Source organism: Agromyces terreus, assembly GCF_009749465.1.
Lineage (GTDB): Bacteria > Actinomycetota > Actinomycetes > Actinomycetales > Microbacteriaceae > Agromyces > Agromyces terreus.
On sequence record NZ_WBIS01000013.1, the window covers coordinates 1 to 25,185 of the forward strand.

General features: G+C 72.8%; 22 protein-coding genes. 14 read left to right on the plus strand and 8 right to left on the minus strand.

Translation table 11 applies throughout. The annotated features are described in order from the left end of the window. From GQQ92_RS15260 to GQQ92_RS15290, 7 genes are all read left to right on the plus strand, one after another. A partial coding sequence (locus tag GQQ92_RS15260; RefSeq protein ID WP_232057739.1) for a 2-keto-4-pentenoate hydratase occupies positions 1 to 902 on the plus strand: 902 nt, incomplete at its 5' end. Next, positions 899 to 1,381 carry a RidA family protein gene (locus GQQ92_RS15265; protein ID WP_157000167.1) on the plus strand — a complete coding sequence of 161 codons (483 nt, stop codon included), beginning with the start codon at positions 899 to 901 and terminating at the stop codon, positions 1,379 to 1,381. The genes GQQ92_RS15260 and GQQ92_RS15265, both read left to right, overlap by 4 nt. Next, positions 1,378 to 1,902, plus strand: coding sequence for a 3-hydroxyanthranilate 3,4-dioxygenase (locus GQQ92_RS15270; RefSeq protein ID WP_157000168.1), 525 nt, complete (start codon positions 1,378 to 1,380; stop codon positions 1,900 to 1,902). The genes GQQ92_RS15265 and GQQ92_RS15270 overlap by 4 nt, the downstream gene beginning before the upstream one ends. A gap of 6 nt (positions 1,903 to 1,908) precedes the next feature. Then, positions 1,909 to 2,901, plus strand: a complete 993-nt coding sequence (locus tag GQQ92_RS15275; RefSeq protein ID WP_157000169.1) for an amidohydrolase family protein — start codon at positions 1,909 to 1,911, stop codon at positions 2,899 to 2,901. A gap of 76 nt (positions 2,902 to 2,977) precedes the next feature. Then, positions 2,978 to 4,258, plus strand: a complete 1,281-nt coding sequence (gene kynU / locus GQQ92_RS15280; protein WP_157000170.1) for a kynureninase — start codon at positions 2,978 to 2,980, stop codon at positions 4,256 to 4,258. 97 nt (positions 4,259 to 4,355) lie between these two features. Further along, a complete protein-coding gene (locus GQQ92_RS15285) occupies positions 4,356 to 5,942 on the plus strand; it encodes a PucR family transcriptional regulator (protein WP_157000171.1) in 1,587 nt (528 codons plus the stop codon). Between the two features lie 176 nt (positions 5,943 to 6,118). Further along, positions 6,119 to 6,889, plus strand: coding sequence for an SGNH/GDSL hydrolase family protein (locus GQQ92_RS15290; protein ID WP_157000172.1), 771 nt, complete (start codon positions 6,119 to 6,121; stop codon positions 6,887 to 6,889). A 344-nt stretch (positions 6,890 to 7,233) separates the two neighbouring features. Here the strand turns inward: GQQ92_RS15290 and GQQ92_RS15295 are convergent, their stop codons facing one another. The 4 genes from GQQ92_RS15295 to GQQ92_RS15310 form a co-directional block, all read right to left on the minus strand. Beyond that, positions 7,234 to 7,725, minus strand: a complete 492-nt coding sequence (locus tag GQQ92_RS15295) for an FBP domain-containing protein (protein WP_157000173.1) — start codon at positions 7,723 to 7,725, stop codon at positions 7,234 to 7,236. Positions 7,726 to 7,999: 274 nt separating this feature from the next. Next, complete coding sequence (locus GQQ92_RS15300; protein WP_157000174.1) at positions 8,000 to 8,497, minus strand: FBP domain-containing protein; 498 nt, start codon at positions 8,495 to 8,497, stop codon at positions 8,000 to 8,002. 72 nt (positions 8,498 to 8,569) lie between these two features. Further along, positions 8,570 to 9,643 carry a phosphate ABC transporter substrate-binding protein PstS gene (locus GQQ92_RS15305; RefSeq protein WP_157000175.1) on the minus strand — a complete coding sequence of 358 codons (1,074 nt, stop codon included), beginning with the start codon at positions 9,641 to 9,643 and terminating at the stop codon, positions 8,570 to 8,572. Between the two features lie 94 nt (positions 9,644 to 9,737). After that, the gene (locus tag GQQ92_RS15310; protein WP_232057740.1) at positions 9,738 to 11,132 is read right to left on the minus strand and encodes an aminotransferase class V-fold PLP-dependent enzyme; all 1,395 of its coding nucleotides are present in this window, start codon (positions 11,130 to 11,132) and stop codon (positions 9,738 to 9,740) included. A gap of 447 nt (positions 11,133 to 11,579) precedes the next feature. Between GQQ92_RS15310 and GQQ92_RS15315 the strand changes: the two genes are divergently transcribed. Next, positions 11,580 to 13,190 carry a stealth family protein gene (locus GQQ92_RS15315; RefSeq protein WP_232057741.1) on the plus strand — a complete coding sequence of 537 codons (1,611 nt, stop codon included), beginning with the start codon at positions 11,580 to 11,582 and terminating at the stop codon, positions 13,188 to 13,190. A 196-nt stretch (positions 13,191 to 13,386) separates the two neighbouring features. Continuing rightward, positions 13,387 to 14,394 carry a hypothetical protein gene (locus GQQ92_RS15320; protein WP_157000176.1) on the plus strand — a complete coding sequence of 336 codons (1,008 nt, stop codon included), beginning with the start codon at positions 13,387 to 13,389 and terminating at the stop codon, positions 14,392 to 14,394. A 99-nt stretch (positions 14,395 to 14,493) separates the two neighbouring features. Here the strand turns inward: GQQ92_RS15320 and GQQ92_RS15325 are convergent, their stop codons facing one another. Further along, a complete protein-coding gene (locus GQQ92_RS15325; RefSeq protein WP_157000177.1) occupies positions 14,494 to 15,438 on the minus strand; it encodes a phosphodiesterase in 945 nt (314 codons plus the stop codon). Between the two features lie 218 nt (positions 15,439 to 15,656). Between GQQ92_RS15325 and GQQ92_RS15330 the strand changes: the two genes are divergently transcribed. Then, positions 15,657 to 15,941, plus strand: a complete 285-nt coding sequence (locus GQQ92_RS15330; RefSeq protein ID WP_157000178.1) for a hypothetical protein — start codon at positions 15,657 to 15,659, stop codon at positions 15,939 to 15,941. A 78-nt stretch (positions 15,942 to 16,019) separates the two neighbouring features. Here GQQ92_RS15330 and GQQ92_RS15335 read toward each other — a convergent pair whose 3' ends face one another. Next, positions 16,020 to 16,616: a ribosomal maturation YjgA family protein gene (locus tag GQQ92_RS15335; protein WP_197738287.1), complete on the minus strand. Its 597-nt coding sequence runs from the start codon at positions 16,614 to 16,616 to the stop codon at positions 16,020 to 16,022. 65 nt (positions 16,617 to 16,681) lie between these two features. Next, complete coding sequence (locus tag GQQ92_RS15340; protein WP_157000180.1) at positions 16,682 to 18,634, minus strand: DEAD/DEAH box helicase; 1,953 nt, start codon at positions 18,632 to 18,634, stop codon at positions 16,682 to 16,684. A gap of 107 nt (positions 18,635 to 18,741) precedes the next feature. Between GQQ92_RS15340 and GQQ92_RS15345 the strand changes: the two genes are divergently transcribed. From GQQ92_RS15345 to GQQ92_RS15360, 4 genes are read left to right on the plus strand one after another with little or no spacing between them, the layout of a single operon-like run. Continuing rightward, positions 18,742 to 20,130 (plus strand): MFS transporter, encoded by a 1,389-nt coding sequence (locus tag GQQ92_RS15345; RefSeq protein ID WP_157000181.1) that lies wholly within the window; start codon positions 18,742 to 18,744, stop codon positions 20,128 to 20,130. Continuing rightward, positions 20,127 to 21,974 (plus strand): glycoside hydrolase family 2 protein, encoded by a 1,848-nt coding sequence (locus tag GQQ92_RS15350; RefSeq protein WP_157000182.1) that lies wholly within the window; start codon positions 20,127 to 20,129, stop codon positions 21,972 to 21,974. Before GQQ92_RS15345 ends, GQQ92_RS15350 begins: the two co-directional genes overlap by 4 nt. Continuing rightward, complete coding sequence (locus tag GQQ92_RS15355) at positions 21,949 to 22,959, plus strand: DUF2804 domain-containing protein (protein WP_197738288.1); 1,011 nt, start codon at positions 21,949 to 21,951, stop codon at positions 22,957 to 22,959. Before GQQ92_RS15350 ends, GQQ92_RS15355 begins: the two co-directional genes overlap by 26 nt. Further along, the gene (locus GQQ92_RS15360; RefSeq protein WP_197738289.1) at positions 22,956 to 24,038 is read left to right on the plus strand and encodes a LacI family DNA-binding transcriptional regulator; all 1,083 of its coding nucleotides are present in this window, start codon (positions 22,956 to 22,958) and stop codon (positions 24,036 to 24,038) included. Before GQQ92_RS15355 ends, GQQ92_RS15360 begins: the two co-directional genes overlap by 4 nt. Positions 24,039 to 24,078: 40 nt before the next feature. On the opposite strand, the gene GQQ92_RS15365 is transcribed toward GQQ92_RS15360, so the two are convergent. Further along, positions 24,079 to 25,140: a HoxN/HupN/NixA family nickel/cobalt transporter gene (locus GQQ92_RS15365; RefSeq protein ID WP_157000184.1), complete on the minus strand. Its 1,062-nt coding sequence runs from the start codon at positions 25,138 to 25,140 to the stop codon at positions 24,079 to 24,081. Positions 25,141 to 25,185: the final 45 nt, after the last annotated feature.

Sequence of the window (25,185 nt, forward strand, 5' to 3'; positions counted from 1 at the left end):
GCCGGCGCGGCCGCGTCGGCCGGCGCGGGGGCCGTCGCGTGACCGCCGCCGCCGCGTTCGCGGCCGCCCTCGACCGCGCACAGCGCACGGCCTCGCCGATCGCGCAGCTCACCGCCGAGGACTCCCTCGACCTCGGCACCGCCTACGCCACCCAGCACGCGCTCGTCGCGAGGCGCCTCGCACGCGGCGAGCAGATCGTCGGCGTGAAGCTCGGCTTCACGAGCCGCGCGAAGGCGCAGCAGATGGGCGTCGACGACGTCATCATCGGCACCCTCACCGACGGCATGCGCCTCGACGACGGCGGCGTGTTCGAGCGCGGCACCGCGATCCACCCGCGGGTCGAGCCCGAGGTGGCGTTCCTGCTCGGCGCAGACGTCGACGACGCGATGCTCGCCGACCCGTCGCCCGGCGGCCCGTCGGACTCGTGGCCCGCGTCCGCGGCCGCGGGCCTCGTCGCCGCGGTCGCGCCCGCCCTCGAGATCATCGACTCCCGCTACCGCGACTTCCGGTTCAGCCTGGGCGAGGTCGTCGCCGACAACGCGTCGTCGGCCGCGTTCGCGATCGGCGCGTGGCAGCCGACGAGCGCGCTGGCCGACCTCGCGCTCGACAACCGCGCGGTGACGCTCGAGATCGACGACCGGCTGGCCGCGACGGGTTCGACGGCGGCGATCCTCGGAGACCCCGTCCGCGCGATCGCGACGACGCTCCGGCTGGCAAGGGCCCACGGGTTCCCCCTGCGGGCCGGAACGGTGCTGCTCGCGGGCGCCGCGACCGTCGCCCAGCCCGTGCCGCACCGCGGCATCCTCGAGGCGAGCATCACAGGCCTCGGAACGGTGAGCCTCCGGGTCGAGCCGGGCGAGCATCCCGCCAACGTGCGCATGCGGGCGGAGGCCCGCCGATGAGCGCCGCGAACCCGAACGGGGCCGGTGCCGCCCGCGGCATCCTCGTCGCCGGCAAGGCGACCCCGCGAGGCCGGTTCCCGCACGCCAGGGTCTCCGGCGACCTCGTGTTCGTCTCGGGCACGTCGAGCCGACGGCCCGACAACAGCATCGCCGGCGCCGAGGTCGACGGGTTCGGCACGACGAGGCTCGACATCGCCGTGCAGACGCGGGCCGTGATCGAGAACATCCGCGAGGTGCTCGCCGAGGCGGGCTGCACGCTCGAGGACCTCGTGCAGGCCACGAGCTACCTCGTCGACATGAACGACTTCGCCGGGTACAACGCCGTCTGGGCGGAGTACTTCGACGAGCAGGGCCCGGCGCGCACGACGGTCGCGGTGCACGCGCTGCCGCATCCGCATCTGCGCATCGAGATCCAGGCGATCGCCCGGCGTCGTGACGCCGCGCCCGCGGGAACCACCACAACCGAGGAGGACCAATGAGCACCATCCCACCCGTCATCGATTTCCCGAAGTGGATCGAGGAGCACGAGCACCTGCTGAAGCCCCCGGTGAACAACAAGGCCGCGTGGGAGCCGATGGGCGACTTCATCGTGCAGGTCGTGGGCGGCCCGAACCAGCGCACCGACTTCCACTTCGACCCGTACGAGGAGTGGTTCTACCAGTACCGCGGCAACATGCACGTGAACATCCAGACCGAGGAGGGCCTGCAGCGCATCGACATCCGCGAGGGCGAGATGTGGCTGCTGCCCGGCAACGTGTTCCACTCGCCGCAGCGCCCCGAGGCGGGCTCGATCGGCATCGTCATCGAGCGCATCCGCGAGGAGGGCACCCTCGAGAAGTTCGCCTGGTTCTGCCCGAACTGCAACGAGAAGGTGCACGAGGTCGAGCTCCAGGTGCGCGACATCGTCGAGGACCTCCCGCCCGTGTTCCGCGAGTTCTACGAGAGCGAAGCCGGCCGCACCTGCCCGAACTGCGGCGCCGTGCACCCCGGCAAGGGCTGAACCGGATTGGGCACGATCGACATCCACACGCATGCCGTGCCGAAGGGCTGGCCCGACCTGTCCACGCAGGTCGGGCCGGGCTCGTGGCCGCGGCTGCGCGTGGACTCCGAGCGCGAGGCGACGATCATGATCGACGCCGCCGAGTTCCGCCAGGTCGACGAGACCTGCTGGAGCGCCGAGGCGCGCCTCGCCGAGATGGACGCCGACGGCGTCGACATCCAGGTCGTCTCGCCGACGCCGGTGTTCTTCTCCTACGCGGCGCCCGCCGATCAGGCGGTGCAGGTCGCGCGCATCTTCAACGACCTCATGCTCGAGATCTGCGCCCCCGCCCCCGAGCGCCTGCTGCCGTTCGCGCAGGTTCCGCTGCAGGACCCGGATGCCGCGTGCGCCGAGCTCGATCGTGCGATCGCGTCGGGGCACCGCGGCGTCGAGATCGGCAACCACGTCGGCGATCGCGACCTCGACCACGAGGGCGTCGTCACGTTCCTCCAGCACTGCGCGGACCGCGACGTGCCCGTGCTCGTGCACCCGTGGGACATGCCGTCGTCGCCGCGCCTGGACCGTTGGATGGCGCAGTGGCTGGTGGGCATGCCCGCCGAGACGCACCTGTCGATCATCTCGCTCATCCTCGGCGGCGTCTTCGACCGCGTGCCGTCGACGCTCCGCATCGCGTTCGCCCACGGCGGCGGGTCGTTCGCGTTCTGGCTCGGCCGGTTCGAGAACGCCTGGCACCGCCGCCCCGACCTCGTCGGCGTGAGCGAGCGGCCGCCGTCGGCCTACCTCGACCGGTTCAGCGTCGACTCGGTCGTGTTCGACCCGACCGCGCTGCGGTTGCTCGTCGACACGCTCGGCGCCGAGCAGGTGATGCTCGGCAGCGACTACCCGTATCCGCTCGGCGAGCGTCCGGTCGGCAGCGTGATCGATCGCGCCGACTTCCTCACCGCCGACCAGAAGGACGCCATCCGCCACGGCAACGCCCGGCGGTTCCTGGCGCTCTGAGCGCCGAGGCATCCGCCCCGCGGCATCCGCCCCGCGACATCCGCCCCACCCGCTCGACCACGAAGGACGCCCCGCCATGAGCCTCACCGCACCAGCCACGCACGCGATCGACCGCGCGACCTGCGAGGCGCTCGACGCCGCCGACCCGCTCGCCGGGTTCCGCGAGCGGTTCGACCTGCCGGAGGGCGTCGTCTACCTCGACGGCAACTCGCTGGGCGCCCTGCCGCGCGCGACGGCCGGGCACGTGCAGCGGGTCATCGCCGAGGAGTGGGGCACGGGCCTCATCCGCAGCTGGAACGATGCCGGCTGGTTCACGAAGCCGCAGGCGCTCGGCGATCGCATCGCCCCGCTCATCGGGGCGGCCGCGGGCGAGGTCGTGCTCGGCGACTCCACCTCGGCGAGCCTGTTCCAGGTCGCGGTCGCCGCGGCCCGGCTGCGCCCCGAGCGTCGGGTGATCGTCTCGGAGCGGGGCAACTTCCCGACCGACCTGTACGTGCTCGAAGCGGTGCAGGAGCTCGCGGGCGGCGCGGCGCCACTCGAGCGCCGGCTCATCGACGACGACGGCCCGGGCCTCGACGAGGTGCTCGGCGATGACGTCGCCGTCGTCGTGCTCACCCACGTGAACTACCGCACGGGCCGCATGTACGACCTGGCCGACGTCACGCGGCGCGTGCACGAGGCGGGCGCGATCATGGTGTGGGACCTCTGCCACAGCGTGGGCGCGGTGCCCGTCGACCTGAACGCCGCGGGCGCGGACTTCGCGTTCGGCTGCACGTACAAGTACCTCAACGGCGGGCCCGGCTCGCCGTCGTTCATCTGGGTCGCCGAGCGCCACCAGTCCGCGGCGCGACCCGCGATCACCGGATGGCACGGCCACGCCGACCCGTTCTCGTTCGACGTCGGCTACGCGCCCGCGCCGGGCGTCACCCGGTTCCGCGTCGGCACGCCCCAGCTGCTGTCCGTGGCCGCGCTCGAGGCGAGCCTCGACCTCTGGGAGGACGTCGACCTCGCGCAGCTCCGCGAGAAGAGCCTGCGCCTGACCGAGCTGTTCATCTCGCTCGTCGACGCGCGGCTCGCCGCGTGGGGCGTCGAGGTGGTCACCCCCCGGCAGTCGGCCCGGCGCGGCAGCCAGGTGTCGATCCGCACGGACCGCGCCGACGGCTACGCGGTCGTGCAGGCGCTCATCGAGCGGGGCGTCATCGGCGACTACCGGGCGCCCGACCTCATGCGGTTCGGCTTCACCCCGCTCTACGTCACGCACGCCGACGTGTGGGACGCGGTCGCGGTGCTCGAGGACGTGCTCGCGACCGAGGTGTGGCGCGAGCCGCGGTTCGCCCGTCGCGGCGCGGTGACCTGAGGCATCCGCCCTCCTCCCGCAGGTACACTCGGGGCTGATTGTTCGCCGCCGTGTACATCGCGCGGTCGGTCACCCGGCCGGCGCAGCGAGGAGCCCCGTGAAGCCGACCGTGCAGACCCTCCTCGACCGCGACGAGCTCGGACTCGGGCTCGTCACGCCGGCCGACGGGCTCCCGACCGACGCGCTCGCCGCCCCGGTCGCCTGGGCGCACAGCTCCGACCTCGTCGATCCGACGCCGTTCCTGGACGCCGGCCACGTGCTGCTCACCACCGGAACCCAGTTCGACGGCGACCAGACGGGGGCGGATGCCGCGGGCTTCGCGCACGCCTACGTCGAACGACTGCGCGAGCGAGGGGTCGCCGCCCTCGGGTTCGGCACCGAGGTCATCCGCGACGGAACGCCCGTCGCGCTCGTCGAGGCCTGCACCCGGCTCGGGCTGCCGCTCTTCGAGGTGCCCTACCGGGTGCCGTTCATCGCGATCGCCAAGCTCGTCGCCGACCTGCTCTCGGAGGACGCGTACGCCCGCCAGGCGTGGGCGTTCTCGGCGCAGCGCGCCATCTCGCGGGCGGCGCTGCGCCCCGACGGCCTCTCGGCCACGCTCGGCGAGCTCTCGGAACGCCTCGGCACCTGGGTCGGGCTCGTCGACGCGACCGGCGCGCTCGACCGCGAGGCACCCGCCGGCGGACTCGCGCAGCCCGCGCTCGGCGAGGTGGTCGGCGAGGCCCGGACGATGCTGCGACGCGGTCAGCGCGCCGGGCGCACACTGCTCGCGGGCGAGTCCGTCGGCGAGCCGCAGCGCATCACCCTGCAGACCCTCGGCGCGGGCGGGGCCCTCCGCGGTGTGCTCGCCATCGGCGACTCGCCCCAGCTCGACCAGGCCGGGCGCGAGGTCGTGACCTCGGTCATCGCGCTCGCGGGGCTCTCGCTCGAGCAGAACCGCAACCTCGACCGTGCGCGTGGGCACTTGCGCACCGGGCTCCTCCGCAGCCTGCTGTCGGGCGACACCGCCCTCGCCGAGGGCGTCGCCACCGAGATGTGGGGGCCGCTTCCCGGTGCTCCCGTTCGCATCGCGGTGACGGATGCCCCCGGGCCCGCGTTCGACCGCATGAGCGAGCTGCTCGAGCTCCACGTCGACGAGCGCGACGGCCGCCTCTTCTTCGCCCGCGACGACGACCGCGTCGTGCTCGTGCTCGAAGCCCCCGACAGCGCGCTCGCCGAGGAGCTCTCGACGGAGTTCGAGGTGCCGGTCGGTCTCTCCGACGCCGTCGGGCTCGACGCGCTCGCCGTCGCGCACGAGCAGGCGCTGCGCGCGCTCGACCGCGCCCGCGAGGCCGGATCCCGCGGCTCCGACGACGACGCCCGCACCCCGCGGGTCGTCGCGTTCGACGAGATCAGCCGCCAGGGCGTGCTGGCGTTCCTCGCCCGCACCGATGCCAGGGCCGTCGCCATCGCCACGCTCGCGCCGCTCGTCGAGCACGACGAGGCATCCGGCACCGCGCTCGTCGAGACCGTGCGCACCTGGCTCGAGCACGGCGGCCAGTTCGACGCGACCGCGCAGCAGCTCGGCGTGCACCGCCACACCGTGCGCAGCCGCATCGCCCTCGCCGAGCGACTGCTCGATCGCGACCTCTCGGGATTCCACGCGCGCGCCGACCTCTGGGCGGCGCTCCTCGCCGTGCAGTAGCGCGCCGGCCGGGAGGCGCCCGCCGGTCGAGGAGGCGCCCCAGCGCCGGTCGAGGAGGCGCGCCAGCGCCGTCTCGAGACCGCCAGCGCCGTCTCGAGACCGCCGGCGCCGTCTCGAGACCACCCCCACCGGCCCCGAGACGCTCCACTCCCCGACCGGCGAGTAGCGTTGGACGCATGTTCCACTCCTATGCCGCCATCGGCGACAGCTTCACCGAGGGCGTCGGCGACGAGATGCCCGACGGCACCGTGCGCGGCTGGGCCGACTTCGTCGCGATGGGCCTCGCGCTCGCCGCCCAGGAGCCGATCGGATACGCCAACCTCGCGATCCGCGGCCGCAAGCTCGGACCCATCATCGACGAGCAGCTCGACGCGGCCATCGCGCTCAAGCCCGAGCTGCTGAGCTTCAACGGGGGCGGCAACGACATGCTGCGCCCCCGCATGGACGAGCAGATGACCGCGGCCCGCTTCCGCCAGGCGATCAACCGCATCCGTGAAGCGGGCATCCACGTGCTCATGCTGAGCGGGGCGAATCCGACCGAGCATCTGCCGCTCGGCAAGGTGTTCGACGCCCGCGGGGCACGGCTCACCACGGCGCTCGTCGACCTCGCCGACGTTCCCGGCGTCACGTTCGTCGACAATTTCAACGATCGCGGGCTCCGCGACATCCGCTACTGGTCGGCCGACAAGCTGCACCTGAACTCGCTGGGGCACGCGCGCGTCGCGAGCAACGTGCTCACCGCGCTCGGCGTCGCCGTGCCCGAGGAGTGGGGCGTCGCCGAGGTCGCGGCCGCACCGGCGGGCCCGCGCAGTCGAAACACGGCCGCGTACTACCGCGAGTTCGTGCTGCCGTGGATCGGTCGGCGCCTCACCGGCCGCTCATCCGGCGACGGCCGCGAGCCCAAGCGCGCCACGCTCGAACCCCTCGAACCGGATGCCGCGCGCTGACGCGCACCCCGACTACCGCCTTCTGAGTCGCCCACTTCCGTCCAAAGTCGGGCAACTCAACGACACAGCCGTGCCGCGGCAGCCGCCACCACCCCCCGAGTCGCCCACTTCCGTCCAAAATCGGGCAACTCAACGACACAGCCCTGCCGCGGCAGCCACCACCACTCCCCGAGTCGCCCACTTCCGTCCAAAATCGGGCAACTCAACGACACAGCCCTGCCGCGGCAGCCGCCACCACCTCCCGAGTCGCCCACTTCCGTCCAAAGTCGGGCAACTCAACGACACAGCCGTGCCGCGGCAGCCGACGAGTGGCGCTCGGACTCGGTTGAACCGCTGCGAGCGGGCTACGAGCCCTCGCGCACCGTCTGCACGAATCCGGCGACGTGCTCGCGCAGCGCCTCCATGCGCCGGAGCCGCGCGGCCTCGACGTCGTAGCCGAGGTAGGCGGAGGTCGGCAGCCGGCGCACGTTCCTCGAGCACTCGAAGTTCGCGCAGGCGAGCGTGCCGACGGTGTTGCCGTTGCGACCCGAGGCGCCGGCCCGCTTCGCCGTGTAGAACACGACGTCGTTCGGCAGGGTCACGTCCTCGCACCAGGAGCACTGCGGCCGGGTGCGGATGCGGCCGTCGGCCTCGCGGAGGATGACCCCGGCGAGCGCGCCGTCCTGCTCGACCACGAGGTATCCGACCTTCGGGAGTTTGGGGTCGCGCCAGCCGAGGAAGTCGAGCTGGTCCCAGTCGAGTTCGGCGAAGCCGGCGGGGAGGGTGACCGAGGCGCGTTCGCGCTGGGTCGCGTTGATGAACGAGGCGCGGATGAGCTTGTCGTCGAGGGGAAGCATGTGAGAGTCCTTCATCGTGTCGGGTCGCTCGCGCGAACCCGTTCAGGTGGTGTTGTTCCGGAGGGAGGAGCCCGTGCGGCGACGGCCGGTCACGGGAAGCGCGCCGAGGGCGCGGCAGGTCACGGGCGCGACGGCCCTCTGCGGCGGGCTTCGATGGCGCCGACGACCCCCTGACGCCCCACGGGCATCGCGAACGGAACATGCTGACTCACGGTGGTGAGTGTACACACCGGGTCTGACCGGCCGCCGGACAGGGCCCGTGCGGCGGCCGGGGTCAGACCGACGCGACGACGTTCGCGACGAAGGCGCGCGTGCGACGGGCGAGGCCCTCGATGCGCTCGAGCTCGCGCAGGCTCGGCAGCACCTCGGACGGTCCGGCCGGGCGGCCGAGGCGCACCGTCTCCTGACAGGCGAGGTCGCTGCACATGTACGTGCCGACGCTGTCGCCGCGCTCACCGGCCGGGCCGGCCTTTCGCGCCGAGATGATCGCGACCTGGTCGGCGGGCTGCTGGGTGTGGCAGAGGTTGCAGATGGCCGCGCGATGGTGCGACCCGCTCGCGGCGGGCGTGCGCAGTACGACGCCGACGGGTTCGCCGTCGAGCTCGGTCACGAGGTACCCGCGCGTGGGGATGCGCGGATCGCGCCAGGCGAAGGCGTCGAGATGCGCCCACTCGGTCACGAAGAACGAGACCGGGAGCGAGAGCTGCTCGAGCTCGGTCTCGGAGGCGTTGCGGATCGCCGCGCGCACCTCGGTCTCGCTCAACGCTCGCATGCACACCCCATTCGCCGGTCTCGGTCGCTCGGTCGTCGCGAACCGCGACCGCACCCTACGATCCCATCACCGTCAGCCGATCGTGTCGACCACGGCCAGCACCTTGGCGCGCAGCTCGTCGGAGATCGGCGCCGACCCGGCGTCGTCGGCCGCGACATCCTGCCCCTCGGCGCTCGCGACCCACTCGAGGTAGGCCTGCACGATCTCGCCCTCGCTCTCGTCGGCGTACTGCCGGCAGGCGATGACGTAGCTCACGAGCACGAGCGGGTACACGTCGGCCTCGTCGGTCGCGCGGTCGATGTCGATGACGAGGTCGCCCTCGGCGCGGCCGGCCTCGACGGGCGAGACGTCGACGATGGCGGCCGCGGATGCCGCGTCGGGCGCCACGACGTCGTCGCCGACCACGAGCGAGGCGACGCCCATGCCCTGGGCGCGCGAGGCATCGAGGTAGCCGATGACGTTGACGCCGTCGCGGATGACGCCGGCGATGCCCGAACTGCCCTGCGCGGCCTCGCCCTGGAACGGGAAGGCGTCGTCGGGCTCGTCGGGCCACTCGGCGGGGGCGGCCTCGTGCAGGTAGTCGGTGAAGTTCCACGTGGTGCCGCTGTCGTCGGAACGGTGCACGGCGGTGATGCGCGCATCGGGCAGCGCGGCCCCCGGGTTCAGCGCGACGAGCGCCGGGTCGTTCCAGCGGTCGAGGTCGCCGCTGAAGATGCGGGCGACGGATGCCGCGTCGAGGTGCAGTTCGTCGACCCCGTCGATGTTGAACGCGAGCACGATCGGCGAGAGGTACACGGGCAGGTCGACCGCCCCCGCGCCCGGGGCGCAGCGGCCCACGTCGCCGCTCGTCTGGTCGATCGCGAGGGCCGCGTCGCTGCCGGCGTACGAGACGGCGCCCGCGAGGAACTGGTCGCGACCGGCACCCGAGCCGGCAGGGTCGTAGTCGACGGTGACGCTGCCGTGCGCCTGCTGGAATCCGGCGATCCACACGTCTTGGGCGGCGCCCTGTGCCGAGGAGCCGGCGCCGTCGATGGTGCCGGAGAGGTCGCTCACGCCCTGCCCCTGCTCGTTCACGGCGCAGCCGGTGAGCAGGAGTGCGGTGACGGCGAGGGTGCCGATGAGGGGGCCGGTCGTGGTCGCGCGCATGACTCCATCGTATTGAGCCGACGTCGCCGTAGTCTGGACGCCCGCCCCGCGGCATCCGCCCGCCGCATGAACACGCCCGCCCCGCGTCATCCGCTCAGTCGATGACGGGCCAGGGCCGGTCGTCGGTGACCGGACACCAGCCGCCCGGCGTGCGCGAGTACTCGAACGCGGGGCCGTCGGCGACGAGCTTCGCGAGCGCCTCGAGGAACCGGTCGACGTCGTCGACGCTCGACCCGGCGCCGAGGCTCGCGCGCAGCCCGTTGGAGCGCGTCGAGATGCGGTCGAAGAACGGGTGCGCGCAGAAGCGGCCGGCGCGCACCGAGATGCCGTGCTCGGCGCCCAGGGCGGCGGCGACGAGCCCGACGGATCCGTGCTCGAGCTCGATCGTCGCGATCGCGAGGCGGTCGTGCGCGTCGTCGAAGCCGCGGATGACCCGCACGCCGGGGAGCGCATCGAGGCCGTCGTGCAGCCGGGCGGTGAGCTGCGCCTCGTGGGCCTCACGCTCGGCGTCGCCGAGGCGTTCGAGCTCGGCGAGCGCCCTGGCGAGCGCGGCGACGCCGACGACGTTCGGCGTGCCGGCCTCGTGGCGGTCGGCGCCCGTCTTCCAGGAGACGTCGTCGAGGCCGACGTGCTCGACGGCGCCGCCGCCGGCCAGGAACGGGGTCGCCGCGTCGAGCCAGTCGGCGCGGCCGACGAGCGCGCCGGAGCCGAACGGAGCGTAGGCCTTGTGCCCCGAGAACGCGACGTAGTCGAGGTCGGATGCCGCGAGGTCGACGCGTCGGTGCGGCAGCAGCTGCGCGGCGTCGACTGCGATGCGGGCGCCGTGCGCGTGGGCGATGCGGGCGAGCTCGGCGATCGGGAGCACCTCGCCGGTGACGTTGGACGCGCCCGTCACCGAGAGCAGGGCGGCCGGTCGCGCGGCAAGCTCGGCCTCGAGCGCGGCGAGCGTCTCGGCGATCGAGGGCCGCGCGACGACGACGCGACGGTCGCGCCACGGCAGCAGGTTCGCGTGGTGCTCGATGTCGAGCACCACGGTCTCCCCTGGCACGGCCGTGGCGAGCAGGTTGAGCGCCTCGGTCGTGTTGCGCGTGAAGACGACGAGGTCGCCGTCGCGGGCGCCGAGGTGACGGGCGACGGCGACGCGGGCGTCTTCGACGAGCGCGGTCGTGGCCTGCGACGGGTACCCGGAGCCGCGGTGCACGCTCGAGTAGTACGGCAGCAACCTCGCGACGTGCGCGGCGACCGAGGACAGCGCGGGGGCGGATGCCGCGACGTCGAGGTTGACGTGCCGCACCGTCGCGCCGCCCAGCACCGGGATCTCGAGGCCCGCGTCGGCGAGCTCGGCCAGCGGGCCGGCGAACGAGGAGGGGATGCGGCCGGTCGAGGCATCCGTCGCGGTGCTCGTCGCGGCCTCGGTCGAGGCATCCGGCATGCTCGCCGCCCCCGTCGTTCGCGCGGCGCGGACGGCGGTGGTCTCGGTGGCGATCACAGGGCTCTCCTCGGGGCGTGGTTCGTCGAGGCTATTGACGCCCGCGGGGCGCCTCAACCCCTCGCCGACGCGCGCCGTCACAGCGTGCAACATTCGGCAACACGGCGCCGCTCGCAGGTTCGTCGAGATCGGGCACCGAGAACCCGTCCGGCGGACGTACGATGTGAACACGGCGCGCACCGTCGGTGCCCGCCCCGCGAATCTGACGCGATGGCGCATCCGCGCCGCACGATCATCCGCCGACCGCGACCGTTCGAGCACCGACCGGCCCGGCCGACGCGGAACCCTCCGCACCCATCCGACGAGACCCAGGAGCACCCCACCGACGTGACGACGAGCGACCACGACGACCGCAGCCAGCCCGCACGCCAGACCGACCGGCACCGCCGGGGCGAAGCCTTCCGCCGACGAGAGCCGCGGTCCGAGCCGGGCCTGCGGCTCAGCGACGTGCCCGAGCTCGTGCTCGTCGGCGCGCCGGCCCTGAACGCGAGGTTCCGCCGCGACGACCTCGTGCTGCGCAAGGGCATGTGGAGCCTCCGCAACGGCCACGTCACGCCGCGCGAGTCGATGGTCGAAGACCTCCTCGCCGTGGCATCCGCCCTCGACGACGCCGGCGTCGACCACCTGCTCGTGCGCCGCGACGACGACCGTCCGGTGCTCGCCGTCGACCGCGCCCGGCGCAAGGAGATCACGGCGGTGCTCGCCGCGGCGTTCGCCGACGAACCGTTCTACGCGGCCACGGTCGCCCCCGCGAAGGCCGCTGCGGCGGCACCCGTGCTCGTGGCCGACGGCTCGCTCTCCGCGCACCGCAAGCCCGAGGCCGTGCGCCTCTACCGTCCCCGCGTCGAGCCCGTCGGGCGCCTGCGCTACGGCGCCGAGTCGGCCGTGCAGCTCGAGTTCTGGCGCTTCGGCGAAGACGAGATCGAGGCCCCCGCCGAGAACGCGCTCATGCGCCGCACGCTGCCCCGCGGCGAGGCCGTCGACGACGTCGTGCACCTGCACGGTCGCGAGTGGCGCACGCTGGAGCACATGTTCGCGCCCCTCGCGAGCGACGTCGACTTCGAGATCGACCTCGTGTTCTCGTGGGTCGACGGATCGAGCGACGAGTTCCAGCGCGAGCGCGCGAAGCGCATGGCCAGCTACGTCGTCGGCGAGGGCGACGACTCCGAGGCCCGCTACCGCCAGATCGACGAGCTGAAGTACGCGCTGCGCTCCGTGCACCTGTTCGCCCCGTGGATCCGTCGCATCTTCATCTGCACCGACTCCCCTGCCCCGGCGTGGCTGGCGCGGCATCCGAAGGTCACCATCGTGCGCAGTGAGGAGATGTTCGCCGACCCCTCAGTGCTGCCCACCCACAACTCGCACGCCGTCGAGAGCCAGCTGCACAACATCGACGGCCTCGCCGAGCACTTCCTCTACTCGAACGACGACATGTTCTTCGGCCGCCCGCTCTCCCCCGGCATGTTCTTCTCACCCGGCGGCGTGACGAAGTTCGTCGAGGCCGCGACCCGCATCGGCCTCGGCGAGACCCACCCGGGCCGCTCGGGGTTCGAGAACGCCGCACGCGTGAACCGGGCGCTGCTGCGCGACCGCTTCGGCAAGGTCACCACCCGGCACCTCGAGCACTGCGCGGCCCCGCTGCGCAAGAGCGTGATGGCCGACCTCGAGGCCGCGTTCCCCGAGGACTTCCGCCGCACCGCCGCGAGCCGCTTCCGCTCGGCGACCGACATCTCGGTCACGAACTCGCTCTACCACTACTACGCGCTGCTCACCGGGCGCGCGGTCGTGCAGACCGATGCCCGCGTGAAGTACATCGAGACCACGCTGAAGCGGGCGCTCCCCGCGATGGAGCGCCTCCTGAAGCGCCGCGACCACGACATGTTCTGCCTGAACGACGGGAGCTTCCCCGAGATCTCGGTCGAGCAGCGCACGTCCGCGGTCATCGACTTCCTCGAGCACTACTTCCCGTTCCCCGCTCCGTGGGAGAAGGCGGCGGATGCCTCGGCAGCGGCGCCCGCGGCGCTCGGCGCCTCGGGCGGGCCCGACCTCACCGCCTGACGCCGGGCGTCCCGCGGCGCGCCGCCGTGCGGGAATCCCGTTCGAGCGCTCGCACCCCTGGAGCGCGGGATTCCCGCGGCAGAACGGGATTCTGCGAGGAGCGACCGCTCCTCCCCAACCGGATGCACCACGGTGCTGGTCCACGTCTCGACGGCGACTCGAGCGTCGGCGGCGGGCGTTCGGCGATGCTCGACGCATGCCGCAACGCCTCCCGCTCGATCCGCATGGCCTCGTGCACTTCGCAGACGTCCGAGCGCAGGGCCGTCACAGCGAACTGCGCGCGGCCGTCGCGAACGGCGACCTCGTCCAGATCCGCCGCGGCGTCTACCGTGACGCGTCGAAGGCGCCCATCGGCACGGGTCCGGCGCCATCGCCGGCCGAACGCCGCCGAATCGAGTACCTCGCCGCGACCCACGCGGTCGCACGCACCTTCTCCGCGCCGGTCTTCACGAGCTACTCCGCCGCCGTACTGCACGGGCTCCCCATCATCGGCCCCTGGCCGGCAGAGGTCTACATCCTCGCCCGCGGCCCCCACGGCCGCCGCCGCGCGGGTGTGGTCGAGGTCGCCCGCACGAAACCAGTCGAGTGCCTCGAGATCGACGGATGCCTCACGACATCCGTCGAGTTCTCGCTGCTGCAGCTCGCCCGGCACGCGCCGCTCATCGCCGCCCTGACGGCGACGGATGCCGCACTCCACATCCCGCGGATCACCGCACGGACCCCGCACACGACCCCCGACCGTCTGGCGGCGGAGCACATCCGCCTGAAGCCCTACGCTGGCAGCCGTCGGGCCGAGGCGGTGCTGTCGCGCGCGACACCGCTCGCGGACTCACCGCTCGAGACCGGCAGCCGGATCCTGATCGAGGAGCTCGGCTTCTCGGAACCGCAGCTGCAGCACGAACTCTGGCTGCCGGAGCTCGGCCGGCCCGCGTTCCTCGACTTCTTCTGGCCGGAGGTCGGAGTCGGCGTCGAGGTCGACGGTCGGGGAAAGTACCGCGCGGGCAGCCGATCCGCCGACGGGACGGCCGTGGGCCGCGCCGTCGACGCCGTCATCAGCGAGAAGGACCGCGAGAACGCGATCCGGCGACAGGTGGCGGGCTTCGATCGTTGGGATTGGAACGACATGCTCGCCAGGGCTCCCGTCGAGGAGCGTCTGCTGCGCCTCGGCGTCCCGCGCACCAGACGGCGGCGGTATCTGACGTGACCGCTCGAGATGGCCCGCACGAATCCCGATCCCGCCGCAGAATCCCGTGATGCCGGGCTTCCGGTGATCGAACGGGATTCCCGTCGGGCACACGCCGGGTCAGCGCGCGAGCACGGGCACCGGCATCGTGAACGGCGGGTCGTTCGGCACCGGCGGCGCGGCGGCATCCGGAATCGCGATGCCCGACGCGGCGAGCCGGCGTGCGCTCTCGTCGGCGTCGATCCAGTCGAGCGCGGGCGTCGTGCCGAGCGGCACGACCGAGTGCAGCACCGTCGTCGGGTACACGTGCACGAGGTTGAAGGCGCGCGCGCCGTCGCGCCCGCGGGTGCCGCCGACGGGCACGTTGAGGTCTTGCGTGTAGCAGCTCGCCGAGGCGACCGACACGGGGATGCCCGCGAACGTCGCCGTCGAGGAGTAGTGCAGGTGCCCGGCGATGATCGAGCGGATGTCGCTGCCCTCGACGACCTCGGCGAGGGAGGCCTGGTCGCGCAGCTCGACCGAGACGGCCAGGTCGAGCACGCTCGGCACGGGCGGGTGGTGCATCGCGAGGATCGTGCCGTGCGGCGCCGGGATCGACAACTCCTCGGCGAGCCAGTCGAGCTGCTCGGGCGCGACCTCGCCGTGGTGCTGCCCTGGCACGGTCGTGTCGAGCGTGATGACCCGCAGCCCGTTGACATCGTCGACCCGGTCGACCGGTCGGTACCCGCCGCGGGCGTCGTCGAGCAGCCCGCGGCGGAACGCGTCGCGGTCGTCGTGGTTGCCCATGACCCAGATCACGCGAGTGCCGAGACGTTCGGCGACCGGGTCGACGATGCGGCGGATGCGGTCGTACGCGTCGGGCTCGCCCTTGTCGGCGAGGTCGCCCGTGAAGACGATCGCCTCGGGGCGCCCGCCGGATGCCTCGAACTCCTCGAACAGGCTCCGCAGGTGCTGTTCGCTCGCGACCCGGTCGTAGAGCCGCCCGCCCCCGGCGAGCAGGTGCGTGTCGCTGATGTGCAGGAGGAAGTGGTGCGGCCGCGGGTATTCGGCTGCGCGGGTTCTCACGAGGGCATCCCATCGTTCGGCGGCGACGCGCGACGTCGGGCGTCGCGCTCAACCTAGCCGAACACGCCGAACTGAACGGCACATGAAGACGGAGTGTGACCGAGTCGAAACCTTCGAGGGGCGCCCAGTCTGGGACATCCGCTCGCCCGATGCAAGGGGTTGCGAGCATCCGACGGCTTCGGAAGGGTAGGACATTCGTGATCGCAGAGGAGGAGCACATGCTCACACTGACCGAGAACGCCAGCACCGTCGTCAAGGAGATCGTCTCCCGCAACGGTGCCCCCGAGGGATCCGGGCTGCGCATCAACGCGCAGGACACCGCGGCGACCGAGTTCGCCGTGGCCGTCGTGCCGACGCCCGATCCGACCGATTCCGTGGTCGAACAGGACGGCGCGCGCGTCTACCTTGGCGAGACCGCCGCGGTCGCCCTCACCGACAAGACGCTCGACGCGAAGGTCGGCGACGACGGCCGCGTGTCGTTCGAGATCGGCCTGCAGGGCTGACGCAGCAGACGAACGGCGGATGCCGCGGGGCTCGTGCTCCGCGGCATCCGCCGTTTCCGCGTGGTCGGGCGGTCGGGCTCAGGGTTCCCGCTCGCCGGCGGGCCCGGGGTCGCGTTCGTCGCTGCGGGCCGGCCCCGGGGCGGGCTCCGCGCTGCGGGCCGCGTGCTGGTCCGTGCGCTGATCGGAGCGCTCGGCTGCGCGACCGACCGAGCGACCGGTCGCACGCCGCGTCGAGCTGCGGGCCGAGCGCAGCGCGGCCCCGTGCACGAAGAGGAGCAGCACCGCGCCCACGGCGTAGCCGACGAGGTCGAGCGCATCGAACGAACTGCCGAAGACGAGCCGCAGCGGCGGCACGGCCGCGACCAGCGCCGCCGGGATGCCCGTGAGCTGGAGCAGTTCGACCGCCGTCGAGACGCCGAATCCGATCAGCGCGACCGCCGGGCCCGACAGGCGCGGGCTCGCGATCGCGACGATCAGCCCGACGAGGGACGCGTAGAGCGCGCTTCCGGCGAGGTCGATCGCGACCGTGCGGTCGGGCAACTGCAGGGCGAGGCCCGCCAGCAGCACGACGACGGCCGCGATCGCGCAGCGAACCCGGACGGCACGCGCCCGATCAGCACGCGACCCGTCAGCATGCGCCTCGCCAGGACGCGCCCCGACCGATCGCGGCGTCACGGATCGCGCCCGCACGGGCCTCGACCGCATGGAGCGCGGCCGCGCGGAACCTCGTCGCACGGACCCTAGTCGTCGCGACCGGGCTTGTGCCGCGGCTTGCGAGCGGGGCCCTCGGCGTCGGCCGGGGCACCCGAGTCGGCGCCGTCGCGGCGGTCGCGGTCTGCTCGGTCGTCGTACGAACGCGCAGGTCCGTCGTCGCGGTCGTAGCGCTTCGCCGGGCGATCGCCGCCCCGGTCGTACCGATTGCCGCGATCGCCGCGGTCGCCGCCGCGCGACGGGGCGCCGCGGTCGGGTCGGAGCTCGATGAGGCGCCCGCTGATGCGCGTGCCGTCGAGGCGTTCGAGCGTCTCGCGGGGCAGGTCGGCGGGGAGCTCGACGAGCGAGAACTCGGGGCGGATCTGGATCGCGCCGAAGTCCTCGCGGCGGAGGCCCCCCTCGTTGGCGAGCGCGCCCACGATCTGGCGGGGCTCGACCTTGTGCCGGCGGCCGACCGCGATGCGGTAGGTCGCCAGGCGCGGACCGCCGCGGCCGCGACGGTCGCCGCGATCGTCGTCGCGGTCGTAGCGCCCGCCGCGCGCGCCGTCGCGCGAACCGCCGTCGCGCGAGCCGCGGCCGCGGTCGTCGCGCTCCTTCCACTCGCGTGCGGGACGCTCGGGCTCCGGCTCGAGCAGCAGCGGCGACTCGCCCTGCGAGACGACGGCGAGCGCGGCCGCCACGTCGACCTCGGGCACGTCGTGGTGCTTCATGTAGTGGCCGATGATGTCGCGGAACCCCGCGATGCGGTCGGTCTGCTCGAGCGCCGCGGTGATGCGGTCGTCGAAGCGCGAGAGACGGGTGACGTTGACGTCTTCGACGCTGGGCAGCTGCATCTGGGTGAGCTGCTGGCGCGTGGCCTTCTCGATCGCCGAGATGAGGCGCCGCTCGCGGGGCGTCGCGAAGCTGATCGCGTCGCCCGTGCGGCCGGCCCGGCCGGTGCGCCCGATGCGGTGCACGTACGACTCGGTGTCGGTGGGGATGTCGTAGTTGACGACGTGGCTGATGCGCTCGACGTCGAGGCCTCTGGCCGCGACATCCGTCGCCACCAGGATGTCGAGCTTGCCCGACTTCAACTGGTTGACGGTGCGCTCGCGCTGCGCCTGCGCGATGTCGCCGTTGATCGCGGCGGCGGAGTACCCGCGGGCGCGGAGCTTCTCGGCCAGTTCTTCGGTGACGCTCTTCGTGCGCACGAAGATGATCATGCCCTCGAAGTTCTCGACCTCGAGGATGCGCGTGAGGGCGTCGATCTTCTGCTGGTGCGAGACGACGAGGTAGCGCTGAGTGATGGTCGCGGAGGTCGTCGTCTTGGTCTTGACGGTGATCTCTTCGGGGTCGTTCAGGTACTGCTTCGAGATGCGGCGGATTGCCGAAGGCATCGTCGCCGAGAACAGGGCGACCTGCTTGTCGTCGGGGGTGTCGGCGAGGATCGTCTCGACGTCTTCGGCGAAGCCCATCTTGAGCATCTCGTCGGCCTCGTCGAGCACGAGGTACTTGAGCTCCGAGAGGTCGAGCGTGCCCTTGTCGAGGTGGTCCATGATGCGACCGGGGGTGCCGACGACGATGTGCACGCCGCGGCGCAGCGCCGAGAGCTGCACGCCGTAGCCCTGGCCGCCGTAGACCGGGAGGATGTGCACGCCGCGCATGCGCGACGCGTACTTCTCGAAGGCCTCGCAGACCTGCAGGGCGAGCTCGCGCGTGGGGGCGAGCACGAGCGCCTGCGGGCTCTTCTGGGATTCGTCGAGGCGCGCGAGGATCGGGAGCGCGAAGGCGGCCGTCTTGCCGGTGCCGGTCTGGGCCAGGCCCACGACGTCGCGCCCCGCGAGGAGCGTCGGGATGGTGGCGGCCTGGATGGCCGAGGGGGTTTCGTAGCCGACATCGGAGAGGGCCTTGAGCACGGCGCCGTCGAGTCCGAGGTCGGCGAAGCTGATCGCGGCGGGCTCTTCGGGAGCCTCGGCCACGACGGGGTTTTCGCCGGAAGTCACATCTCAGCCTAGTCCTGCCGCCTGTGAGGCGTCCGGGTGCCGCTGGGCGGGCCGGGCCTGCTACGCTCGCTCGTGATTTCAACGTTGAAATCCAGAACGAGGAACCCATGACCGCACCAGCCAGCACCCCCAGCCCGATCCCGACCCGCACTCCCGGCCCGCCCAGGCCAGAGGCCCGCGCCGCGCTCGGCCCTCGCACCTGGACGGCCGTCATCGTGGTCGGGCTCGTCGGCCAGATCGCCTGGGTCATCGAGAACATGTACCTCAACCTGTTCGTCTACGACACGATCTCGACCGACCCCGCCGTCATCGCGATCATGGTCGCCGCGAGCGCGATCGCGGCGACGGTCGCCACGCTCGTCGTCGGCGCCTGGTCCGACCGGCTCGGCCGGCGCCGCGAGATCATCGCCGTCGGCTACGTCGTCTGGGGCCTGCTCACCGCGGCCTTCGGCCTGTTCGGGTCCTCGGATGCCGCGGGGTCGGCCGCTCCCGCCCTGCTCGGGTCGATCATCGCGATCATCGCGCTCGACTGCGTCATGAGCGTCTTCGGCTCCGGGGCGAACGACGCCGCGTTCTCGGCATGGGTGACCGATTCCACGGTGCCCGCGAACCGCGGCCGGGTCGACGGCTGGCTCGCGATCATGCCGCTGCTCGGCATGCTCCTCGTCTTCGGACTGCTCGACCCGATGACGCAGAACGGGCAGTGGACGGCGTTCTTCGCGCTCATCGGCGGCATCACGGCCCTCACCGGTGTCGCGGCCTGGTTCCTCGTGCAGGACCGCGGCGTGCCGACCCGCACGTCGGGGGTGTTCCGGTCCATCTTCGACGGGCTGCGCCCCGCGACGATCCGCCGCGAGCCGGCGCTGTTCATCACGCTCTCGATCTGGATGGTCGTCGGCATCGCCTCGCAGGTGTTCCTCCCGTACGTGCTGATCTACCTGCGCTACTCGCTGCGGCTCGAGGCCTATGCGATCGCCCTCGGCGTCGTGCTCATCCTCGCCTCGGTGCTGAGCGTGCTCGGCGGCCGCGTCATGGACCGGGTGGGCAAGGCGCGCTTCCTGCTGCCCGCCGTCGGCGTGTTCGCGGCGGGGCTCATCGCGATGGCGTTCGCCCGCGAGTTCGGGTGGGTCATCGCCGCCGCGACGCTCATGATGGCCGGCATGATGGCCTCGGTCGCGACGGTCTCGGCCATGACCCGCGACCACACCCCGGCCGACCGCGCCGGCGGCGTGCAGGGCGCCCGCATGATCATGGCGATCATGCTGCCGATGGTGATCGGCCCGGCCATCGGCGCGGCCGTCATCTCGGGCGCCGCCCACACCTACGTCGAGCTCGGGCAGGAGAGCCCGGTTCCCGGCGCGGAGATCTTCCCGGTCGCCGCCGCCGTGCTCGTGTTCGTGCCGCTGCTCGCGCTCGCCAGGGCTCGCGTGCTGCGCCGCGACGAGCCGGCCGGGCGCACCGAGCCGGCCGAGCCCGCCACGGAGGCGCGTCCGTGAGCCGGCGCACCCCGTGGGCCGACGAGCTCGACCCCGACGCGGTCCTGCCCGAGTACCCGCGCCCGCAGCTCGTCCGCGACAGCTGCCTGATCCTGAACGGCCGCTGGTCGTACGCGATCACCGGCGACGCCGCGGTACCGACGACGTGGGACGGCGAGATCCTCGTGCCGTTCTCGCCCGAGTCCGCGCTCTCGGGCGTCGAGCGCCAGCTGCAGCCCGACGAGCACCTCTGGTACGAGCGCACGGTGCGCCTGCCCGAGGGGTTCCTCGCCGGCCGCGTGCTGCTGCACTTCGGCGCGGTCGACCAGCGCTGCCGCGTGTTCGTCGACGGCGAGCAGGTTGGCGGGCATCGGGGCGGGTACCTGCCCTTCACGATCGACGTGACCGAGGCGCTCGCCGACGGCCTGGAGCACACGCTCCGGGTCGACATCGTCGACCCGAGCGACACGTCGTTCCACTCGCGCGGCAAGCAAGCCCTGAAGCGCGGCGGCATCTGGTACACGGCGCAGTCGGGCATCTGGCAGACGGTCTGGCTCGAATCCGTTCCCGAGCAGTTCGTGCGCGGGCTCGACGTTCGCCCCGTGCTGGGCGAACGGCGGGTCGAGGTCGTGGTCGAGGCATCCGTCGCCGGCATCGCGACCGTGGTGCTGCTCGCCGAGGGCCGCGAGGTCGCACGCACGAACGGGCCGACCGGCACCACGCTCACACTCCCGGTCGAGGACCCCCGCGAGTGGTCCCCCGACGACCCCTTCCTCTACGACCTCGTCGTCACGCTCGGCGACGACCGCGTCGAGAGCTACGTCGGCATGCGGTCGGTCGGCGTCGCGCTCGACGAGCACGGCCACCAGCGGCTCATGCTCAACGGGCGACCGGTCTTCCACGCGGGCGTGCTCGACCAGGGGTACTGGCCCGACGGGCTCTACACCCCGCCGTCGGATGCCGCGATGGTGCACGACATCCGCACCATGAAGGAGCTCGGCTTCACCGTGCTGCGCAAGCACATCAAGATCGAGCCGATGCGCTGGTACCACCACTGCGACCGGCTCGGCATGCTCGTGTGGCAGGACATGGTCAACGGCGGCCGCCGCTACAACCCGGCCGTCATCACGGCGCCCGTCGCCCTGCCGGTGCGCCTGGACGACCGCCGCCACCGGCTCTTCGGCCGCCAGGACGAGGCCGGTCGCGCCGAGTTCACGGCCGAGCTCGACGAGACGGTGCGGCTGCTGAAGAACACGCCGAGCATCGTGATCTGGGTTCCGTTCAACGAGGGCTGGGGGCAGTTCGACGCCCTCGAGGCCGTCGAGCGCATCCGGGCGATCGACCCCGACCGGGTCATCGACCACGCGAGCGGATGGCACGACCAGCGCGGCGGCGACCTGCGGAGCCTGCACGTCTACTTCCGACGCATCCGTCCTGATCGGTCGTGGCGCCGCGACGGCCGGGCCGTGGTGGTCTCGGAGTACGGCGGCTACAGCCTGCGCCTGCCAGGTCACGAGTTCGGTCCGCGCGAGTTCGGCTACCGGCGGTACACGGACCCCGATGCCTTCACCGACGCGTTCGTCGAGCTGCATCGCCGCGAGGTGCTGCCGGCGATCAGGGCCGGGCTCGCGGGCACGATCTACACGCAGCTCTCCGACGTCGAGGACGAGCTGAACGGCCTGCTGACCGCGGACCGCACGCTCGTCAAGGCGAGTGCCGACCGCGTGCGCGAGGTCACCGCCGAGCTCCACGCCCGCTTCGCCGAGGCGACGGGTCGGAGCCAGGACCAGAGCCCGAACGCGAAGCCGAATCCGAGCCCGAACCCCCGAGAGGACGCCGATGCCCCGCATGATCGCCGAGCGTGAGCTCACCGCCCCCGTCGCCCTGGTCGGGGCCGACGGACGCCTGAACCCCGAGGCCGTCGGCTGGACGCGCACCCCGCTGCTCGACACCTCGGGCATCGACGGCCGCGGTGCCTGGGGCCGCAACAAGCGCTGGGAGTACTGGGCCGTCACGACGCCGACCCACCTCGTCGCGCTCACGGTCTCCTCGCTCGACTACGCCGCCGTGCACGCCGTGCTCGTGCACGACCGCCGCACCGGCGCGACGATCGACCGATCGGCGATCGCCCCGCTCGCCTCGAGCGCCGAACTGCCGGCCTCGCTCGGCGACGGACCGGCCCGCGCCCGCACGCGGTCGCTCACGATCGATCTCGACGAGGTCGACGGCGGCACCCGCCTGCGGGCGACGGCGGGCGACGTTCGCCTCGATATCATCGCGCACCGGCCCGACGGCCACGAATGCCTCGGCGTCGTCGTGCCCTGGTCGGCGACCCGGTTCCAGTACACCGTGAAGGACGTCGCGAGACCGGCGAGCGGATGGCTCGAGGTCGGCGGCGAGCGCATCGAACTGCCCGTCGGCGAGAGCTGGGCGGTGCTCGACCACGGCCGCGGGCGCTGGCCGTACCGCATGGTCTGGAACTGGGGCGCCGCCTCTGGCACGGTCGGCGGGCGCACGATCGGCCTGCAGCTCGGCGGCAGGTGGACCGACGGCACCGGGTCCACCGAGAACGCGGTGCTCGTCGGCCGACGCCTGCACAAGATCGGCGAAGAGCTCGACTGGGAGTACGACGAGACCGACTGGCTCGCGCCATGGCGCATCCACGGGGCATCCGCCGACCTTCGCTTCGAGCCGTTCTGGGACCGGGTGAGCTCGACCGAGCTGCTCGTCTTCGGCTCGCACGGCCACCAGTGCTTCGGCCACTACTCCGGCTGGGTCCTCGTCGACGGCGAGCGCCTCGAGGTCGACGGGCTGCTCGGCTGGGCCGAGGACGTTCGGAACCGCTGGTGAGCGGCGGCCGATCCCGGCCGGGCCACCGCTCGGCCGGCCCCACCCTGAAGGACGTCGCGGCGATCGCCGGCGTCTCGTACCGCACGGTCTCGAACGTGATCAACGGGGGCGCGGCGGTCAGCGCGGCGACCCGCGAGAAGGTCGAGGCCGCCGCCGCCGAGCTCGGCTACCGGCCGCAGCTCGCCGCACGGCAGCTGCGCGCCGGGCGCAGCAACCTGCTCACCCTCTCGGTCCCGTTCCTGTCGCTGCCCTACTTCGCGCAGCTCGCCCACGCGATCGTGAGCGCGGCCGAGCGGGTCGGCTACGACGTGGTCGTCGACGAGACGCACGGGGACCCCGAGCGCGAACTGCGCGCGGCATCCGGATACGGCACGCTCCTGACCGACGGGGTCCTGCTCAGCCCCATGTCGCTCGACGACGGGCAGCTCGCCGAGGCGCGACGACGGGCCCGCCCGGTGCCGCTCGTGGTGCTCGGCGAGCGCATCCGGGGCGCGAGGGTCGATCGCGTCGTGGTCGACAGCGTGCTGTCCTCACGAGACGCCACGGCGCACCTCATCTCCTCCGGCCGCCGTTCGCTCGGCTTCCTCGGTGCGGTTCCGGATGCCTCGATCGGCGCCGCGGCGGCGGACCTGCGCCTGGAGGGCTTCCGCCTCGCGCTGCGCGAGGCCGGACTCGAACCCGATCCGCGGCAGCTGCTCGAGGTGTCGTCGTGGGACCCGGCCTCGCCCGACGGCGACTACTCGCGCGAGGAGGGCCACGCCCGCGTGCTGGCGCTGCTCGAGCGGGGCCCGTTGGAGATCGACGCCCTCGTCTGCGCGAACGACCTGCTCGCGATCGGCGCGCTGCGCGCCTTCCGCGAGGCGGGCGTCGCCGTGCCCGACCGGGTCGCCGTGGTCGGCTGGGACGACTCCCCCGAGTCCGCCTTCGCCGCGCCGGCGCTCACGAGCATCGCGCCCGACCTCCACGAGATCGCGCGCCTCGCGGTCGCATCCGTGCTGCGGCTGGTCGAGGATCCCGCCTCACCGCCGCGGGTCGAGCAGGCGCCGTACCGGCTCGTCGCGCGCGCGTCGGCGCCCTGACGGCGACCGCCCGAGCAGCCGGCGAGCGGATGCCGCGGGGTCAGACGGGCACGGGACGCGTGCGCCTCGTCGCGATGAGCACCGCCGCCCACGTCGCGAGCAGCAGGGCCGTGAGCACGAGCCCGAGGTCGTCGATGCCGATCGCGGCGATCCACGCGAACGGGTCGCCGAAACCGAGGTTCGCGACGAGCACGTCCGACAGCTGCACGACCGCGATGAGGATCGCGGCGACCACCGAGAGCACGGTCATGCCGATGCCGTAGGCGATGCCGACACTGCGGGACCGGATGCCTCCGCCGTCGGCGCCAGCGCTCGCCGGCTGCCAAGCGTACGCCCGCCGCATCACGGCGCCCTGCGCCGTGTCGAACGCGCTCATGCCCGCCGCGAACAGGATGGGCAGGGTGAGCGCCGCCCACCAGGGCACCGCGGCGAGCGTCGAGGCCCCGGCGAGCGCGAGCAGCCCGATCTCGGTCGCCGTGTCGAAGCCGAGGCCGAAGAGCAGGCCGACGCCGTACATGCGCGACGGCCGGTCGACCGCACGCTCGAACGGGCCGAGCAGGCGCAGCACCGGTCCCCCGCTCGCGCGAGCGTCGGATGCCTCGGGGCGCGCGCGTGCCCGCAGCGAGGCGATGTTCACGGCGGCGATGACGAGCAGGAAGACGCCGGAGACGGTCGGACCGATCACCCCGGTCCAGGCGTGCAGGGCCGACGCGTCGTCGGCGAGCGACGTGCTGATCGCGGTCACGCCGAAGGTGAGCAGCACGCAGAGCACGAGCACGATCGTCGAATGGCCGAGCGAGAACCAGAACCCCACGGTGTTCGCCGGCCGGCCGCGCTCGCTCAGGCGCCTGGTCGTGTTGTCGATGGCCGCGATGTGGTCGGCGTCGAACGCGTGCCGCAGGCCGAGCGTGTACGCGGCGAGTCCGACGCCGAGGGTCACGAGCGCGGTGCCGTCACCCGCGCCGAGCGGGATGCCGGCGGGCACCACGGCCACGAGCAGCACGCCCCAGCCGAGCAGGTGCAGCGCGACGATGAACGCCACGACGCCGACCGTGCTGCGCGTGGTGCCGGCCCTGCTGCCGCCCCGATCGGGTGAGGTCATCGATCCCGCTCATCCGCCACGGCGTCATGCTAACGCCGGGGCGGA